The 16,880-nt window shown below is 72.4% G+C and carries 15 protein-coding genes; 8 read left to right on the top strand and 7 right to left on the bottom strand.

All coding sequences use genetic code 11. The annotated features are described in order from the left end of the window. Nucleotides 1–98: 98 nt before the first annotated feature. Nucleotides 99–1,112 (bottom strand): DUF8017 domain-containing protein, encoded by a 1,014-nt coding sequence (locus QOL88_RS05735; protein WP_097215391.1) that lies wholly within the window; start codon nucleotides 1,110–1,112, stop codon nucleotides 99–101. 174 nt (nucleotides 1,113–1,286) lie between these two features. Here QOL88_RS05735 and QOL88_RS05730 point away from each other — a divergent pair, with 174 nt between their 5' ends. Beyond that, nucleotides 1,287–1,724, top strand: a complete 438-nt coding sequence (locus tag QOL88_RS05730; RefSeq protein ID WP_097215390.1) for a DUF4442 domain-containing protein — start codon at nucleotides 1,287–1,289, stop codon at nucleotides 1,722–1,724. A gap of 235 nt (nucleotides 1,725–1,959) precedes the next feature. Here QOL88_RS05730 and galU read toward each other — a convergent pair whose 3' ends face one another. Further along, nucleotides 1,960–2,907, bottom strand: a complete 948-nt coding sequence (gene galU / locus QOL88_RS05725; RefSeq protein ID WP_097215389.1) for a UTP--glucose-1-phosphate uridylyltransferase GalU — start codon at nucleotides 2,905–2,907, stop codon at nucleotides 1,960–1,962. A gap of 351 nt (nucleotides 2,908–3,258) precedes the next feature. Between galU and QOL88_RS05720 the strand changes: the two genes are divergently transcribed. The 3 genes from QOL88_RS05720 (at nucleotide 3,259) to QOL88_RS05710 (ending at nucleotide 8,486) form a co-directional block, all read left to right on the top strand. Beyond that, a complete protein-coding gene (locus QOL88_RS05720) occupies nucleotides 3,259–5,124 on the top strand; it encodes an RICIN domain-containing protein (RefSeq protein WP_257027547.1) in 1,866 nt (621 codons plus the stop codon). A gap of 244 nt (nucleotides 5,125–5,368) precedes the next feature. Further along, nucleotides 5,369–7,765 (top strand): phosphoketolase family protein, encoded by a 2,397-nt coding sequence (locus QOL88_RS05715; protein WP_097215387.1) that lies wholly within the window; start codon nucleotides 5,369–5,371, stop codon nucleotides 7,763–7,765. 82 nt (nucleotides 7,766–7,847) lie between these two features. After that, nucleotides 7,848–8,486, top strand: coding sequence for a DedA family protein (locus QOL88_RS05710; RefSeq protein ID WP_097215386.1), 639 nt, complete (start codon nucleotides 7,848–7,850; stop codon nucleotides 8,484–8,486). Between the two features lie 91 nt (nucleotides 8,487–8,577). Here the strand turns inward: QOL88_RS05710 and QOL88_RS05705 are convergent, their stop codons facing one another. Continuing rightward, the gene (locus QOL88_RS05705) at nucleotides 8,578–9,105 is read right to left on the bottom strand and encodes a gamma carbonic anhydrase family protein (protein ID WP_031107055.1); all 528 of its coding nucleotides are present in this window, start codon (nucleotides 9,103–9,105) and stop codon (nucleotides 8,578–8,580) included. Between the two features lie 111 nt (nucleotides 9,106–9,216). On the opposite strand from QOL88_RS05705, the gene QOL88_RS05700 reads away from it, so the two are divergent. Continuing rightward, nucleotides 9,217–10,014, top strand: coding sequence for an acyltransferase (locus tag QOL88_RS05700; protein ID WP_097215385.1), 798 nt, complete (start codon nucleotides 9,217–9,219; stop codon nucleotides 10,012–10,014). 139 nt (nucleotides 10,015–10,153) lie between these two features. On the opposite strand, the gene QOL88_RS05695 is transcribed toward QOL88_RS05700, so the two are convergent. Beyond that, the gene (locus QOL88_RS05695) at nucleotides 10,154–11,011 is read right to left on the bottom strand and encodes a DMT family transporter (RefSeq protein ID WP_097215384.1); all 858 of its coding nucleotides are present in this window, start codon (nucleotides 11,009–11,011) and stop codon (nucleotides 10,154–10,156) included. A gap of 97 nt (nucleotides 11,012–11,108) precedes the next feature. On the opposite strand from QOL88_RS05695, the gene QOL88_RS05690 reads away from it, so the two are divergent. Both QOL88_RS05690 and QOL88_RS05685 read left to right on the top strand, forming a co-directional pair. Further along, on the top strand, nucleotides 11,109–11,681 hold the full coding sequence (locus tag QOL88_RS05690; RefSeq protein WP_097215383.1) for an XRE family transcriptional regulator: 573 nt from the start codon (nucleotides 11,109–11,111) through the stop codon (nucleotides 11,679–11,681). A gap of 43 nt (nucleotides 11,682–11,724) precedes the next feature. Continuing rightward, nucleotides 11,725–12,282, top strand: a complete 558-nt coding sequence (locus tag QOL88_RS05685; RefSeq protein WP_097215382.1) for a YbaK/EbsC family protein — start codon at nucleotides 11,725–11,727, stop codon at nucleotides 12,280–12,282. 60 nt (nucleotides 12,283–12,342) lie between these two features. Here the strand turns inward: QOL88_RS05685 and QOL88_RS05680 are convergent, their stop codons facing one another. Beyond that, nucleotides 12,343–13,596 (bottom strand): cation diffusion facilitator family transporter, encoded by a 1,254-nt coding sequence (locus QOL88_RS05680; protein WP_373559270.1) that lies wholly within the window; start codon nucleotides 13,594–13,596, stop codon nucleotides 12,343–12,345. Between QOL88_RS05680 and QOL88_RS05675 the strand changes: the two genes are divergently transcribed. After that, on the top strand, nucleotides 13,579–13,938 hold the full coding sequence (locus QOL88_RS05675; RefSeq protein ID WP_179878778.1) for an ArsR/SmtB family transcription factor: 360 nt from the start codon (nucleotides 13,579–13,581) through the stop codon (nucleotides 13,936–13,938). The genes QOL88_RS05680 and QOL88_RS05675 overlap by 18 nt on opposite strands. An 11-nt stretch (nucleotides 13,939–13,949) precedes the next feature. On the opposite strand, the gene QOL88_RS05670 is transcribed toward QOL88_RS05675, so the two are convergent. Together QOL88_RS05670 and QOL88_RS05665 are read right to left on the bottom strand one after the other, a co-directional pair. Beyond that, nucleotides 13,950–15,173: a 4-hydroxybenzoate 3-monooxygenase gene (locus QOL88_RS05670; protein ID WP_097215379.1), complete on the bottom strand. Its 1,224-nt coding sequence runs from the start codon at nucleotides 15,171–15,173 to the stop codon at nucleotides 13,950–13,952. A gap of 22 nt (nucleotides 15,174–15,195) precedes the next feature. Next, nucleotides 15,196–16,800 carry an APC family permease gene (locus QOL88_RS05665; protein WP_097215378.1) on the bottom strand — a complete coding sequence of 535 codons (1,605 nt, stop codon included), beginning with the start codon at nucleotides 16,798–16,800 and terminating at the stop codon, nucleotides 15,196–15,198. Between the last annotated feature and the right edge of the window lie 80 nt (nucleotides 16,801–16,880).

Genomic DNA, 16,880 nt, shown 5'->3' with positions numbered 1-16,880 from the left:
GTCTCCAGTTCGGGTACCGGAAGGGCTGACGCCCGCCACGACGCTGGAGTGAGCCGGGCCCGCACCTGCGCAGGTGCGGGCCCGTTCCGGTTTCCGTGTCAGCCGCCGGTCGGCTCGCCGTGCAGCCGGACCGTGCTGAGGATCTTCATGACGGTCTTCTCGGGCACCTCGCCCTTGACACCCTTGGCGCCGTAGAAGCTCCACGCCACGAAGTCACCGGCGGAGTTCTTGAAGCCGAACGTGATCGCCTTGCCGTCGCTCGCGCACTTGCCCGTGTCGGGCGTGTTCTCCGAGTGCGCCCAGGCGACGCTGCCCTTCACGCCCGAGGCGGTGGTGTAGGGCTTGGCCTTGTCGTCGGTCTTGACGCTCTTCTTGTCCGGCTGGGTGTAGCCGCCGTACACCCACCAGGCCACCTGGTTGACCGCGACCTCGTTCGTGTCCTTGGCTCCGTCGGCGCCCTTGGTACCCGCCCCGGCCAGGGACTCGGTCTCGGTCCTGCCGTCCTTGTCCTCGTCGCTCGTGCACCACTCGGACTTGTAGAACGCCGGGGCCGACATGGTGATCAGCGGCTTGCCGTCGTCGGACTTCTCGTCCTCGAAGAAGACGGACGACGTCGGGGACGCCACCTCCCAGTCGGCCGGAACGTCGAAGGCCGTGCCCCACTTGGGGTTGATGACGACCTTCCAGCCCTTGACCGTGGGCTTGGCGTCCTCGCCGCCGCGGGGGTTGTCGCCCGTGGCGGGGGCGCTGGGCTCCTCGGCCGACGGGCTTGACGACGTCGTGCCGCCCTTGCCCTTCTTGCCGCCGTCCGCCGTGTCGTCCTTGTCGCCGCCCAGCACCAGGAAACCGGTGACACCGGCAGCCACGATCACCGCCGTGGCGGCGATGATCGCGACCAGCTTCGTCCGGCCGCCGCCGCCACCGCCCTGCGGGGACTGCGGTGCGCCGGCCGACGCGGGGGTGCCCCACTGCGGCTGCTGCCCATACGGGTTGGGCTGCTGCTGGTACCCCGGCTGCTGGTACGGATTCGGCTGCTGGTACCCCGGCTGCTGGTACGGGTTGTTCGCTTGCGGGTTCTGCTCGCCCCCGGGCGGCTGCTGTCCTGGCCACATGGGCAGCCACCCTAGCCGCGCTCCGACACGTTTCGGTCACTGCCCGTGGACGGAGACGTAGCAACCCGGGGACAGGGCGGTGTGGATGTCGTGAGGACCGATGCGGCGGTCGTCACACCTGCCTGGCCAGCCGTCTCTACTCGTGAGTAACATGCGGCCATGAGCGCAGACCAGATGTCCATCGGCGAGATGCTCGCCGCCACGGTGCCCATGGCCCGCACCCTGAACCTCGAGTTCCTCGAGACCTCGCCGGAGCGGGCCGTGGTGTCGCTGCCCGACCAGAGCGAGTACCACAACCACGTGGGCGGCCCGCATGCCGGTGCGATGTTCACGCTCGGCGAGTCCGCCAGTGGGGCGATCGTGCTGGCCGCGTTCGGGGACCAGCTCTCGCGCGCCGTACCGCTCGCCGTCAGCGCCGAGATCTCCTACAAGAAGCTGGCGATGGGCGCCGTCACCGCCACGGCCACCCTGGGCCGCCCGGCCACCGAGGTCGTCGCGCGGCTGGACGCCGGTGAGCGCCCCGAGTTCCCGGTGACCATCGCCATCCAGCGGGCCGACGGTGCCGTGACCGGCGAGATGACGGTGGTGTGGACCCTGCGGCCGAACGGCTGATCAGGCGGTCGCGTGGGAGCTGTCGGCCCGACGGCTGGAGAGGTGGCCGCCCGTATCCTGCGGCCCGACGGCTGGAGAGGTGGCGTCCATGCCCTGCGGCCCGAGGGTTGGAGAGGTGGCCGCCCGTATTCTGCGGCCCGACGGCTGGAGAGGTGGCGTCCATGCCCTGCGGCCCGGCGGCTGATCAGGTGGCCGCGGGTGCGGGGCCCCGGCCGGGTGCCGGGGCTTTCGCATGTCAGGCTGCCATGTCCCGGCGTCCGGGGCGCGCTCCGTCCAGCTCTCCGAGGAACTCCCTGAGCCATGCGACGAACTGCGGCCCCAGGTCGGGCCGTTCGCACGCCAGCCTGACCACGGTGCGCAGGTAGTCGGCCTTGTCGCCGGTGTCGTAGCGCAGGCCCTTGAAGACGACCCCGTGCACCGTGCCGCCCGAGGCCAGCTCCTGCAGGGCGTCCGTCAGCTGGATCTCGCCGCCCCGGCCCGGCGGGATGCGCTCCAGGACGGGGAAGACGGCAGGGTCGAGGACGTAGCGGCCGATGACGGCGTAGCGGCTCGGCGCGTGCTCCCGGGCCGGCTTCTCGACCAGGCCCGTGACACGGACGACGTCCTCCTCGCCGGTCGGTTCGACGGCGGCGCAGCCGTAGAGGTGGATCTGCTCCGGCGGGACCTCCATCAGGGCGACCACGCTGCCCAGTCGGCGGTCGCGGACGTCGAGCATCCGGCTCAGCAGGCTCTCGCGCGGGTCGATCAGGTCGTCGCCCAGGAGGACCGCGAAGGGCTGGTCGCCGACATGGCGGCGGGCGCACAGCACGGCGTGCCCGAGGCCCAGCGGGTCGCCCTGGCGGATGTGGTGGATGCTCGCCAGCCGCGCCGGGTCGCGCACCGCGTCCAGCCGTACGGTGTCGCCCTTGGTCGCGAGGGCCTGTTCCAGTTCGAAGGCGTGGTCGAAGTGGTCCTCGATGGCCCGTTTGTGCCGACCGGTGACCATCAGGACGTCGTCGAGTCCCGCCGCTGCCGCCTCCTCGACGACGTACTGGATGGCGGGCTTGTCGACGACCGGCAGCATTTCCTTGGGCGTCGCCTTCGTGGCGGGCAGGAAGCGGGTGCCGAGGCCGGCGGCCGGGACCACCGCCTTGCGGACGCTGCGGGCCGGGGTGGCCGGGGTGGAAGGGTGGGGGGCGATCATGCGGCTCATGCTGGCGCGCGGGGCTGAGAGCGGGCCGAGAGCCGCATGGGAGCGGGCTGTGGATCTGGAGATTTCGTGGACCAACCGCCTTTGTGTGCGCACAACTTGCGCGCTGCGGCGGCCATGTTTTCGAAAGCCGGTGCGGATACCGCCGGTAACATATCTGAATTCCCCTCGTTTTGAACCTGGGTCATCCGAACTCCTTGTTACCTCTCAGTCGCGTGTGCGAAAGTGAGCCGCCTCACAGCCGAGTCCGCAGCTGACGCGGCATAGGTATGCACCAATCACCCACCTGCTTTCCGACGGACGCGCAATTCGCATGCCGTTCTGCGGCTGGAAGGAAATGGTTCCGTGCAATCCCCCAACCCCCCACGCCCGCCGTACCCGCCACGACCCGGAGCGGGGCCCGCGGAGTCCGATCGCAATCTTCTCGCCCGGGTCGGCGAACCCGCCGAAGGGCCGCGTGCCGTCGCGCTGTTGCTGGCGCGGCACTGGCGCGCGGTCTACGAGTACGCCGTGATCTGCCTCGCGTCCTCGGAGGACTCCGCGTCCATGGCGGCCGCAGCCGCCTTCCGCAGGGAACTGGCCCGGCCGGGCGGCGGCGCCCTGCGTCCGCGGCTGCTCACCGCGGTCCGGGAGACGGTCGGGGAGTGGGCCGCCGACGACGGCATTTCCACCGTGCTGCCGGAACTCCGCAAAACCGTCGGCGCCCGGGGACTGCGGGCCGCCCGGCCGGGGACGCCCGAAAGGCGGCGCCTCGCGGAGCGCGCTTTCCGGGGCCTTCCGGGGGCTTCCCAATGCCTGCTCTGGCACGCGGAGGTCGAGGCCGAGTCCATATCCGTACCGGCCGGTCTGCTCGGGGTGGACGCCGCCACCGCGTCGGCCGCCCTGGAGCAGGCGCGCGAGCAATTCCGCACCGGGTGCGTACGCGCGCACCGGGAACTCGCACCGACGCAGGAATGCCGCCACTACAACCGCCTGTTGGACGTTCCCATGCGCCGCGGCGGGGCGTTGCTGCCGGACGTGCAGCGGCATCTCATGGCCTGCCGCTACTGCCGTCACGCCGCCGAACAACTCAGTCATTTCGAGGGCGGTCTCGAAGACCTGCTCGTCGAGACGGTGCTCGGCTGGGGCGCCCGCCGCTACCTGGAGTCACGGCCGGGCCGCGACGAGGGCCGGCCGGTCCTGCCCGCGGGCGGACGCCACCGCCTGCGGCCCCGTGACCTGCCGGCGACCGGCCTGCCCGGGGCGCCGAGGAGGCACACGAAGGCGCTGGCCGCGGCGATCGGGGTGACCTCCCTCGTGCTGCTCGCCACCCTGCTCGCGGCCCGGGGCTGGACGGAGGAGAGCGGCACCGCCGACCCGCAGGTCACCTGGGGCGCGGTCAGCGGTCACTCCGTCGCCCCGGACAGCGTGGGCCCCTCGTCCGTGGAACCGGACTCCACACGGTCCTCGTCCGAGGGTTCGCCGTCGGCCGCCTCCGTCGACAGCCCCGCCGAAGTGGCCCGGGGGCGGCTGCGCAACCTCGACGGCAGCCGGTGCCTCGACGTCCTGGGCGGGCGGATCCGGGCGGACGCCCGCATCGTGCTGGCCGCCTGCTCCTCGGGCGGATCCCAGCTGTGGTCGTACCAGGACGACGGGGTCCTGCGCAGCGCCGCCGACCCCACCCTGTGCCTGGGCTCGGACACGGCCGAGGGCTCGGTCGTCCTGGCCGGCTGCCTCGTGCACGCCGGGGTCGTCCGCTACGACCTGACCGTGCGCGGCGAACTCCTGCCCCGCGGCGCCAAGGGGCTGGCCGTCGCCCCCGGCAAGGGCCGGGACGTGATCGTCACCGGCCGCGACGGGTCCGAGGCGCAACGCTGGGCGCTGGAACCGGCCGCCGCGCCCGGAGGTTCGGGGGAGTCCCGGAAGAAGCGGACCGAGGACGCTCCGCGCGAGAGCAGTGGTCAGCGCACGCGGCGACCGCACGACGACGCCCCGCCCGGGCGGCCGGACACGGGGTCCGGGGATCTGCCGCAGGAGCGCTACGAGGCGAGGTTCGCGCAGGTCGGCTGCTGCGAGGACGCCGAGCCCGGCGCTGACCAGGGGGTCACGGGGCCCGGACCCGACGTCATCGGTCCGGCGACCGCCACCGTGGCCGACGCCGTGACGACGGTGCACTCCCTCGCGCCGCCGGTCGACGCCGTGACGGCAGTGCGCTCCGTCGCACTGCCGTAGAACGGATACGGGGTCGCCCGGGTCGGCGACCCCGTCGTCCCGGGATCTGCGGCCGGGACGGGACGCGAGGGGCGGCCGGCCGGGACTGCACGCGAGGGCGGTCGGCCGGGACCGCGCGGGCGGCGAGGCATGGCCGAGAGGCGCCTGGCATCGAAGGCAAGGCATGGCCGAGAGGCGCCTGGCATCGAACCGGAACAAACTGGTACTCCTCCTGAGTCCGCCCGCAGAACCCAGGGAGTCACTCATGTCCGAGGCCCCGCGCCAGGACGGCAGGACCGGCAGCAGGACCGCGCCGACCGACGAGGAACTGCGCACGCTGGACGCCCACTGGCGGGCCGCCAACTACCTGGCGGCCGGTCAGATCTATCTGCTGGCGAACCCCCTGCTGACCGAGCCGCTCAGGCCCGAGCACATCAAGCCGCGGCTGCTGGGCCACTGGGGGACCTCACCCGGGCTGAACCTCGTCCACACCCACCTCAACCGGGTGATCAAGGCACGCGAGCTCGACGCCCTGTGCATCTGGGGCCCCGGCCACGGCGGGCCGTCGGTCCTCGCCAACTCCTGGCTGGAGGGCAGTTACAGCGAGAAGTACCCGGACGTCTCCCGGGACGCGCTGGGCATGGAGCTGCTGATGCGGCAGTTCTCCTTCCCCGGCGGCGTGCCCAGCCACGTCGCCCCGGAGGTGCCCGGCTCGATCCACGAGGGCGGCGAACTCGGCTACTCCCTCGCCCACGCCTACGGCGCCGCCCTCGACCACCCGGACCTGCTGGTGACCTGCGTGATCGGCGACGGCGAGGCGGAGACGGGCCCGCTCGCCGGGTCCTGGCACGCCAACAAGTTCCTCGACCCCGTCCACGACGGCGCCGTCCTGCCGATCCTGCACCTCAACGGCTACAAGATCGCCAACCCGACCGTGCTGTCCCGCATCCCCGAGGAGGAGCTCGACGCGTTGCTGCGTGGCTACGGCCACGAGCCGATCCACGTCGCCGGCGATGATCCGGCCACCGTCCACCGCGCCATGGCCGGGGCCATGGACACCGCGCTCGACCGCATCGCCGCCGCGCAGCGCGCCGCCCGCGAGGACGGCGTGACCGACCGACCGCACTGGCCGGTGATCGTGCTGCGCACCCCCAAGGGCTGGACCGGCCCGGCCGAGGTCGACGGCGAACCGGTCGAGGGCACCTGGCGCGCCCACCAGGTGCCGCTGTCCGGCGTCCGCGACAACCCCGACCACCTGCGGCAGCTGGAGTCCTGGCTGCGCTCGTACCGGCCCGAGGAACTGTTCGACGCCGAGGGCCGCCCGGTCGCCGACGTGCTCGCCTGCGTCCCCGACGGCACCAGGCGGCTCGGCGCCACCCCGTACGCCAACGGCGGCCTGCTCGTCCGCGACCTGCCGGTCCCCTCCCTGGACGACTTCGCCGTCCCCGTCGACAAGCCCGGCACGACCATGCACGAGCCGACGCGGGTCCTCGGCGATCTCCTCGCCCGGGTCATGCGCGACACCGCCGACCGCCGCGACTTCCGCCTGGTCGGCCCGGACGAGACCGCCTCCAACCGGCTCCAGGCCGTCTACGAGGCCAGCGGCAAGTCCTGGCAGGCCGAGACCTTGCCCGTGGACGAGCACCTCGACCGGCACGGCCGGGTGATGGAGGTCCTCTCCGAACACCTCTGCCAGGGCTGGCTGGAGGGCTACCTCCTCACCGGCCGGCACGGACTGTTCTCCTGCTACGAGGCCTTCGTGCACATCGTCGACTCCATGGTCAACCAGCACATCAAGTGGCTGCGCACCTCGCGCAGGCTGCCCTGGCGGGCCCCCATCGCCTCCCTCAACTACCTGCTGACCTCCCATGTGTGGCGGCAGGACCACAACGGCTTCTCCCATCAGGACCCCGGCTTCGTCGACCACGTCCTCAACAAGAGCCCCGAGGTCGTCCGGGTCTACCTCCCGCCGGACGCCAACACCCTGCTGTCCGTCGCGGACCACGCCCTGCGCAGCCGCGACTACGTGAACGTGATCGTCGCCGGGAAGCAGCCCTGCTTCGACTGGCTGTCGATGGACGAGGCCCGGGTCCACTGCGCCCGCGGCGCCGGCATCTGGGAGTGGGCGGGCACCGAGGACGGCGCCGAGCCCGACGTCGTGCTGGCCTGCGCCGGTGACGTCCCGACCCAGGAGACCCTGGCCGCCGCGCACCTGCTGCGCCGCCATCTGCCCGAGCTGTCCGTCCGGGTCGTGAACGTCGTCGACCTCGCCCGGCTGCTGCCCCAGGGAGAGCACCCGCACGGCATGAGCGACTTCGAGTACGACGGCCTGTTCACCACCGACAAGCCGGTGATCTTCGCCTACCACGGCTATCCCTGGCTGATCCACCGCCTGGCCTACCGCCGCACCGGCCACCAGCACCTGCACGTGCGCGGCTACAAGGAGGCCGGCACCACGACCACGCCGTTCGACATGGTCGTCCGCAACGACCTCGACCGCTACCGCCTGGTCATGGACGTCATCGACCGCGTCCCCGGCCTCGCGGTCCGCGCCACGGCCGTACGCCAGCGGATGGCCGACGCCCGCACCCGCCACCACGCCTGGATCGTCGAGCACGGAACCGACCTGCCGGAAGTCGCCGAGTGGAGCTGGAACGCCTGAGCCGCAGGGGACGTCCTAGGAGCCGGTAGGCTTCCCGTGCCCGCAGGGAAGCTCGCAGGAAGCCCAGGGAAAGGAACCGGCGTTGCACGTCCAGGAGTGGCTCGAAACCGTACCCGCCGTCGCCGTATACGCACTGGTGGGGCTGGTCATCGGCCTGGAGAGCCTGGGTATCCCGCTGCCGGGCGAGATCATCCTCGTCTCCTCCGCCCTGCTGGCGTCCCAGAACGGCGAGATCGACCCCGTCGTCCTCGGCGCCAGCGCCACGGCCGGCGCGATCATCGGCGACTCGATCGGCTACGCCATCGGCCGCAAGGGCGGGCGGCCCCTGCTGGCCTGGCTGGGCGAGAAGTTCCCCAAGCACTTCAGCGAGGGCCACATCGCCACCGCCGAACGCTCCTTCGAGAAGTGGGGCATGTGGGCCGTCTTCTTCGGCCGGTTCGTCGCCCTGCTCCGGATCTTCGCCGGCCCTCTCGCCGGTGTGCTGCGCATGCCGTACTGGAAGTTCCTCATCGCCAACGTCCTCGGCGGCATCGTCTGGGCGGGCGGCACGACCGCGGTCATCTACTACGTCGGCATCGTCGCGGAGTCCTGGCTGAAGCGCTTCTCGTGGCTGGGCCTGGTCGCGGCGGTCCTGGTGGGCCTCACGTCCATGCTGGTGATCAAGCGCAAGGCGAAGAAGGCGGACCGGAACCTGGAAGCGGCAGAAGCGCAGGTTCCGTAGGGGCGCGGGGCTGCATCGATGGGCTGCATCGATGTGCGGCTCCGCCGCGTGGGCGCGACCAGCTCCCACGACGCCGCACCCGCCGATGAACCTAGGCATGCACCTCGCGATGCGCCTTCGCCAGCTCGGCGTACATCGTGCCGTTGAGGGTGACGCCCTGCCGCTCCTCCTCCGACAGCTCCCGCCGCACCTTCGCGGGAACCCCCGCCACCAGTGACCCGGGCGGCACGACCATCCCCTGCGGAACCAACGCCTGCGCGGCGACGAGGGATCCGGCTCCGATCACCGCCCCGTTCAGCACCGTCGCGCCCATCCCGATCAGACAGTCGTCCTCGACGGTCGCCCCGTGCACCACCGCGTTGTGCCCGATGCTCACCCGCTCCCCGACGTTCACGGGGAATCCCGGGTCGGCGTGGAGCGTGCAGTTGTCCTGCACGTTGCTGCTCGCCCCGACCGAGATCGTCTCGACGTCGCCGCGCACCACGGCTCCGTACCAGACACTCGCACCCGCCCCCAGCGTCACGCCCCCGATCACCGACGCCGTCGGCGCCACGAACGCCGTCGCGTCGATCTCCGGCTCTCTGCCGCCGATCCCGGTGATCATCGCCCGCTGTGCCATGTCCGCCTCCCGAAACGTCGTAGACACGCGCACACCGTACGCCACCCGGTGGGGCGAAGATCACAGGCCACCGACGCCGCGGGTGGAGCTACCGCTGAGTACCGTGAGCTCGTGCCGAAGCGCAAGAACACGTTCTCATCCTGGCGGCGGAGCCTCACGCAGCGCGCCGTCCACGCGGGCTGGGCCTGGTTGCAGCGGACGGCCTCCGTCACCGCCGAGCACCCCGGCCGGTACCGCTTCGGCGCGATGGGAACAGGTACCAGACTCGCCTTCCCGCTCGGCACGGTCTTCGGCGAGCCCTGGATCCATCTCGGCTCCCACTGCATCATCGGCGAGCAGGTCACCCTCACCGCGGGCCTGATGCCCGACCTCGACCTCGGCCCGGACCCGATCCTGCGCCTCGGCGACGGCGTCGTCCTGGGCCGCGGCAGCCACGTCATCGCCGACACGACGGTCACGATCGGCAGCGACTGCTACTTCGGCCCCTACGTCTACGTCACGTCCACGAACCACTCCTACGACGATCCGCACGAGCCGATCGGCAAGCAGTGGCCGCGGATGGAGCCCGTGGAGATCGGGCCCGGCTGCTGGATCGGCACGGGAGCGGTGATCCTGCCGGGCGCCCGGATCGGGCGGAACGTGGTGGTGGCCGCGGGTGCGGTCGTACGGGGCACGGTGCCCGACCACGCCGTGGTCGCGGGCGCGCCCGCCCGCGTCGTACGGCGCTGGACCGCTGCCGACGGCTGGCAGCCGCCGCTGCGCACCCCGGCGCCGGTCCCGATACCGGAGGGCGTCACCCCCGAGCAGCTCCGTGCCCTGTCGGGCCTGGACGAGGAGACGGCGGCCCGGCTGGCGGAGCTGGACGAGGAGGCGGCGGCGGGACTCGCGGAGCTGGAACCGGGGGCCTGAACCGCCGGGGTCGCTCGATGGCACGAGAGCTTGACGCCACCAGGCCTCGGAGCCGCAGCAGCGCTCGCCCGATGCCACGAGACCTCGGCGCAACAGCCGCTTCAGCCCGGTGTCACGCCCCCCGGAGCCGCGGCCGGGTTCAGCCCGAGGCCAGTAGGACCGTCCCCACCAGGGCCAGGCCCGCGCCCGCGGCCTGCACCGCCCGCAGCCGTTCGCGCAGGAAGCCCCGTGCTGCCGCGGCCGTCACCACCGGGTACAGGGAGGCCAGCACGGCCGCGACCGTCACCGGGCCGTGCTGTGCCGCGATCGAGTACGTGCCGTTGGCGGCGACGTCCGCGAGGCCGACGAAGGCGAGGGCGGGCAGGGTGCGCCAGGGGAAGCCGTCCGCCGGCAGGGCGGGCGCCCCGCGCCGCACCGACACGAACAGCGCGAGCCCGCCCGCGGCGACGTTCGTCACCCGCTGCACGAACAGGGCGAGGAACAGGCCGGTCAGCGTCGTCGACGCCTCTGCGATCAGGGCCATCACCGCGCCGAAGCCGAACGCCGCGAGCAGGGTCAGGACGATGGCCTGCCGCTGGACGGGAGCGCCGCGGAACTGGGGACCGCCGGCGAGGCACACTCCCGCGACGGCCACCAGGATGCCGGTGAACTGCAGCAGGCCGGGGCGCTCGCCCAGCATCAGGCCCACCCCGACCGGCACCGCCACGCCGATCGACCCCAGCGGCGAGACCACGCCCATCGGGCCCAGCGCGAGCGCCTTGTAGAAGGCGAGCATCGCCACCGGACCGACCAGCCCGGCCGCCACGGCGAACCACAGCTGCGGCCCCGCCTCGCTCCAGCCGCCGGTCGCCACCACGACCGCGCCGAGCACCACGACCGCGATCGACTGCGAGACCACCACCACCGTGAGCGCGGGCGTGCGCCGGGTCAGCAGACCGCCGCCGAAGTCGGCCAGCCCCCACAGCAGGCTGGTGGCCAGGGCGAAGAGCGCTGTCATGGGACGGATACCTCGCAGTACAGTTCAGTGAACGATCAGGTGAACCACACCATAGTGCGGTGCATTGCACTGTGTCATACAGAATATTGGACGGAATGTGTCGGACCTCGACCTGCTGACCCAGTCCCTGGCGCGGAGCGTCAAGCACTGGCGCGCGGTGCGCGGCTTCACCCTGGACGTGCTCGCAGCCCGGGCGGGCGTCAGCCGCGGCATGCTCATCCAGATCGAGCAGGCCCGCACCAACCCCAGCCTCGGCACCGTCGTCAAGATCGGCGACGCGCTCGGCGTCAGCATCACGACCCTGCTCGACTACGAGCAGGGCCCGAACGTGCGCGTCATCCCGGCCGACCAGGCCGTACGGCTCTGGCACACCGACGCCGGCAGCTACAACCGGCTCCTCGCGGGCACCGAGGCGCCCGGCCCGCTGGAGATGTGGGACTGGCGGCTCATGCCCGGCGAGAGCAGCCCGTCGGACCCGCACCCCGCCGGCACGACCGAACTGCTGCACGTCACGGCGGGCGAACTGACCCTCACCGTAGACGGCGTCGAGCACCGTGTGCCCGCCGGCTCCAGCGTCCACTTCGAGGCCAACGTCCCGCACACCTACGGCAACACCGGTGACGCCCCCATGGAGATGGTCATGGCCGTCTCGGTGCCGCCCGTGACCTGAGACGCGCGGACCGCCGCCGGGCCGCTGTTGTTAGCGTGCGGGCATGCGCGCACCCATCGGACACTTCGACGACGCCCGGCCGGCCCCCGCCTGCCTCGACGAACTCACCGGCCCGGTCGCCGACGCCGTACGCCACTGGCAGGGCAGCGTCCCCGCCGAGCAGATCGTCTACGTCGACACCGACCCGGAGTGGGCCGACACCGCCACCTTCGTGGAGCACTACGGGCAGGATCTGCTGGAACGGTCGGCGAACTGCGTGGTGGTCTCGGGCAAGCGGGGCGGCGAGTCCACGCTCGCCGCATGCGTCGTGCTGTCCACCACCCGGGTCGACGTGAACGGGGTCGTGCGCCGCCGGCTCGGCGCCCGCAAGGCCTCCTTCGCCTCGATGGACACGGCGACCGGCGAGACCGGCATGGAGTACGGCGGCATCACCCCGCTCGGGCTGCCGGACGGCTGGCCCCTCCTGGTGGACGCGGCCGTCGTCGACCTGCCGTACGTGCTCGTCGGCAGCGGGCGGCGGCGCGGCAAGCTGCTGGTCCCGGGCAAGGCCTTCGCCGAACTGCCGCACGCCGTGGTGGTGGAGGGGCTCGGGGGCTGCTGACCTGACGCCACGATGAGCCGGCCGGCGGTGGATCCGGCGGCGGCTTCGGGGTCTCCCGGCCTACGCCGCGATGTGGTGGGCCAGCGGCAGATGGGGGTCGCTCTCGCCCGGGGCCGGTTCGGGGTCGGCGTGCACCAGGGCCGCGGTCAGCCGCGGTACCGCGTGCAGCAGCGCGTGCTCGGCGTCCACGGCGATGCGATGGGCCTCGCGCACCGTCGCGCCGCCGTCCACCACGACCGCCACCTCGGCGCGCAGCCGGTGGCCGATCCAGCGCAGCCGCAGCTCACCCACCCCGCGCACCCCGGGCACCTCGGTCAGGGCCCGCTCGGCGCGGTCCACCAGGGCCGGGTCGACGGCGTCCATCACCCGGCGGAACACCTCCCGGGCCGCGTCCCGCAGCACCAGCGCGATCGCAGCGGTGATCGCCAGCCCGACGATCGGGTCGGCCAGGTGCCATCCCAGGGCCGAGCCTCCGGCGCCCAGCAGCACGGCCAGCGAGGTGAAGCCGTCGGTGCGGGCGTGCAGCCCGTCGGCGACCAGCGCGGCCGAGCCGATCGAGCGGCCGACACGCATGCGGTAGCGCGCCACCCACTCGTTGCCGGCGAAGCCGACGAGGGCGGCCACGGCGACCGCCGGGACGTGCTGGACCGGGCGCGGATCCAGCAGCCGGTCCACGGCCGTCCAGCCCGCGAAGACCGCGGACGCGGCGATCGTCAGCACGATCACGAGACCGGCCAGGTCCTCGGCCCGCCCGTAGCCGTAGGTGAAGCGGCGCGTGGCCGCGCGCCGGCCCAGCACGAAGGCGATCCCGAGCGGGACGGCGGTCAGCGCGTCCGCGGTGTTGTGCACCGTGTCGCCGAGCAGCGCCACCGACCCGGAGAGCGCCACCACGACCGCCTGGGCGAGTGCCGTCACGCCGAGGACGACGAGCGAGACCCAGAGGGCCCGCATTCCGCGGGCCGAGGACTCCAGGGCGGAGTCGACCTTGTCGGCCGTCTCGTGGGAGTGCGGGGCGAGGAGATGGGCCATCCGGTGACGCAGACCGTGCCGGTGCCCGTGGTCGTGGCCCCGGTCGTGCCGGTGCTCGTGGCCGGGCGAGTGTCCGTGGTGGTGCCGGTGCTCGTGATCGGGCGGGTGCCCGTGGTGGTGCCGGTGGTCCTGCCCCGGCGGGCTCCCGTGATCGTGCCCGTGGGTGTGCTCCTGAGGGTGGGAGTGCTCGTGCCGGTCGCTCACGTGGATCCCCTTCCGGTGCGCGCGAGAGTGGACGTACCCGTGCCGTGGCGCCATTATGTGCGTATGAGCGCACGCATGCACCTGTCAGCTGCGCATGATGCGCATCCGCGCAGTCCCGGCGAGGAGCAGTTCGCGCTCGCCGCCGAACTGCTGGCCCTGCTCGGGGACCGGACCCGGCTCGCCCTGCTGCACGCGCTGACCGGGTCAGAGGCCGACGTCACAACGCTCACGGAGGCGTGCGGGGCGGCCCGGCCGGCCGTCAGCCAGCACCTGGCGCGACTGCGCCTCGCGGGTCTGGTGGACACGCGCAAGGAGGGCCGCCGGGTGATCTACTCACTGCGCGACGGCCATCTGCGCAGGCTCGTCGACGAGGCGCTGAACGTGGCCGACCACCGGCTCAGCGACCGGCCCCCGCACGACTGAGCACGGCTCGCTCAGTGGTGCGCCGCCGTCCCGAGGTACTGCTCGGCGAAGGCGGCGGCCGCCGTGGGCGAGGTGAACAGACGGCGCAGCCGGGCGAGCGCGGTGCCCGCGCGGAACGGGTCGCCCGCCGCCGTGCCGTGGTACACCTCGGACAGCCACTGCGAGAACTCCTGGTAGTCCCACACGCGCCGCAGACACGTTCGCGCGTAGCCGTCGAGGCCGCTGCCGTCACCGGTGGTGAGCCGCGCGACCAGGGCGTCGCCGAGCAGGAAGGCGTCGTGCAGGGCGAGGTTCATGCCCTTGGCGGCGATCGGGGCGACCAGATGGGCCGCGTCGCCGGCGAGAAAGAGCCGGCCGTGCGCCATCGGTTCGACCACGTAGTCGTGCAGGTCCAGCACGCGCTTCTCGATCAGCCGGCCCTCGGTCAGCGGCGGCACACCGGCCGCTCCGAGCCGGTCCCGCAGCTCCGACCAGACGCGCTCGTGCGGCCAGTTCGCCACGTCGTCGCCCGGCGGGCACTGGAGGTAGTAGCGGGTCACCTCCGGGCTGCGGGGCATCTGGCCGGCGAAGCCGCGCTCGTGGCAGCCGAACAGCACGCAGTCGGTGGACGGCGGCGCCTCGGCGAGCAGGGCCAGCCAGCCGATGCCGTAGTCGTGCCGCGCTATCCGGACCCGGTCGGGCGGGAGCGAGGCCCGGCTCACCCCGCGCGCCCCGTCGCATCCCGCGACGAAGTCGCAGTGCACGACCCGGTGTTCGCCCGTCTCGGGGCAGGTGTACGACACCGACGGCCGGTCACCGTCGACGTCGTGGACGCGTACGTCCCGGACGCCGAAGCGGATCGCGCCGCCCCGCACGTCGGCGTACTCACGCACCAGGTCCGACACCAGCAACGGCTGTGGGTAGACGAAGTGATGACTGCCCGTCAGTTCGCCGTACGGGAACCGGTACCGCTCCCCCTCGAAGCGGAACTCGCACGCGGTGTGCAGCTCCGCGCGGTCCAGCAGGTTCCGGGCGAGGCCACGCTTCTCAAGGCCCCGCACGACTCCTTCCTCGATGACCCCGGCCCTGGGCCGCTGTTCGATGAACTCCCGGGTCCCGGTCTCCAGCACCAAGCAGTCCACGGACGCGGCCCGCAGGATGTTTCCGACGGTCAGACCCGCGGGGCCGGCGCCCACGACGACGACGGGAAAGCGTTGCGGGGCGCCGGAGTCGGCGGGCGGAAGGGGGTGGGTCATGCGCACATTATGGAGGCCGCCGTCAGTGGACGGGCACCTCCGCGACGGCCACCTCCTCGATGCTCCGCTCGATCTCCCCGGACACGGAGGCCGAGGCCCGGGCCCAGTAGTAGATCGCCAGCGAGAACACCGCGATGACCAGCATGTCCCACCACAGGGCGAGGTGCCCCTGGCCGCCGAAGCCGCCCTGCCAGGAGATGACGCCCATGCCCAGCAGGTAGACAGGCAGCCACTGGGCGGCCTTCCAGTCGAGCCGGGGCGCGTCGGGCAGACCCTTGCGCGTGGCGTACCAGGCGTAGCCGCCGAGCAGGACGTAACCGAGGACGATGGCCACGCCCAGCCGCCACAGGGTGTCCCAGGTGGACCAGTAGATGATGAGGTTGGCCACCACGAACGACAGCGGCGAGAGGACCTTCCCGCCGGGCAGGCGGTAGGGGCGCTCCCGGTGCGGCAGCCGGTCCGCGAAGACGCCGTAGGCCAGCGGGGCACCCGCGTACATCAGCACGCTCGCCGAGGTGATGAAGCTGACCAGCTGCTGCCAGCTCGGGAACGGCAGGAAGCAGACCACGCCGGTCACGAAGGACACGATCAGCCCGAACCACGGGACGCCGCGCGCGTCGGTGCGGACGAAGAGCTTCGGCGCGTAGCCGTTGCGGGCCAGTCCGTAGGAGACGCGGGACGTGGCCGTCGTGTAGATCAGGCCGGTGCCGCCCGGGGAGACCACCGCGTCCAGGTACAGCACCGCGCTCAGCCAGCCGAGGCCCACCAGGGTTGCGAGCCCCGCCCACGGGCCGCTGATGCCGGGGTAGTCGAGCCTGGTCCAGCCGTGCGCGAAGGCGCCCAGTGGCAGGGCGGCGATGAAGACGACCTGGAGCAGGACGTAGATGGCCGCCCCGATGGCGACCGAGCCGATCGTCGCGCGCGGCAGGTCCCGCCGCGGGTCGCGGCTCTCGCCCGCCAGCTGGATCGCCTGCTCGAAGCCCAGCAGGGCGAAGATGATGCCGCTGGAACTGACGGCGCTCAGCACGCCGTGGGCGCCGAACGGGGCGAAGCCGTGCTCGGTGAAGTTGCCCGGGTGGAAGTTGCCGGCCGCGATGATGAAGATCGCGGCCAGCGGCACGGCCACCTTCCACCAGGTGGCGGCGCTGTTGGTGTGCGCCAGGATCCGCACGCCGAGGAAGTTGACGACGACGAACACGGCCATCAGGACGACGGCGACGACGAAACCGCTCGTCGTGAGCGTCCCGTCCGTCGCGTGCTGGAAACCCTGCGCCCAGTGCCAGTGCCCGGCGTAGCCGATCATGGCCTCGACCTCGATCGGTGCCACGGTCGCCGCCTGGAGCCATGCGAACCAGCCGAAGGACATGCCGGCCAGTCCGCCGAACGCGTAGTGCGGATACCGGGCGGTGCCGCCCGCGACCGGGAACATGCCGCCCAGTTCCGCGTGCACCAGGGCCAGCAGCACGATCGCCACCGCGCCGATGAGCCAGGACAGGATCGCCGCGGGGCCGGCCGCCACGACGGCCTTCTCGGCGCCGTACAGCCAGCCCGAGCCGATGATGGAACCGACCGACGCCCACATGAGCCCGATCAGCCCGACCTCCCGGCGCAGACCGTCTCTTTCCATGGATTCAGGGGCCTCTCATAGATGAACTCGCGGAGTTCAGCGAGCAGGAGGCCTCAGGTTAGGAATCGGTCATCCGACCG

This window comes from Streptomyces sp. Ag82_O1-12 (genome assembly GCF_900182715.1).
Classification (GTDB): Bacteria; Actinomycetota; Actinomycetes; order Streptomycetales; family Streptomycetaceae; genus Streptomyces; species Streptomyces massasporeus.
Note: the sequence above shows the minus strand (reverse complement) of the source record. Positions and strands in the feature narration are given on the sequence as shown.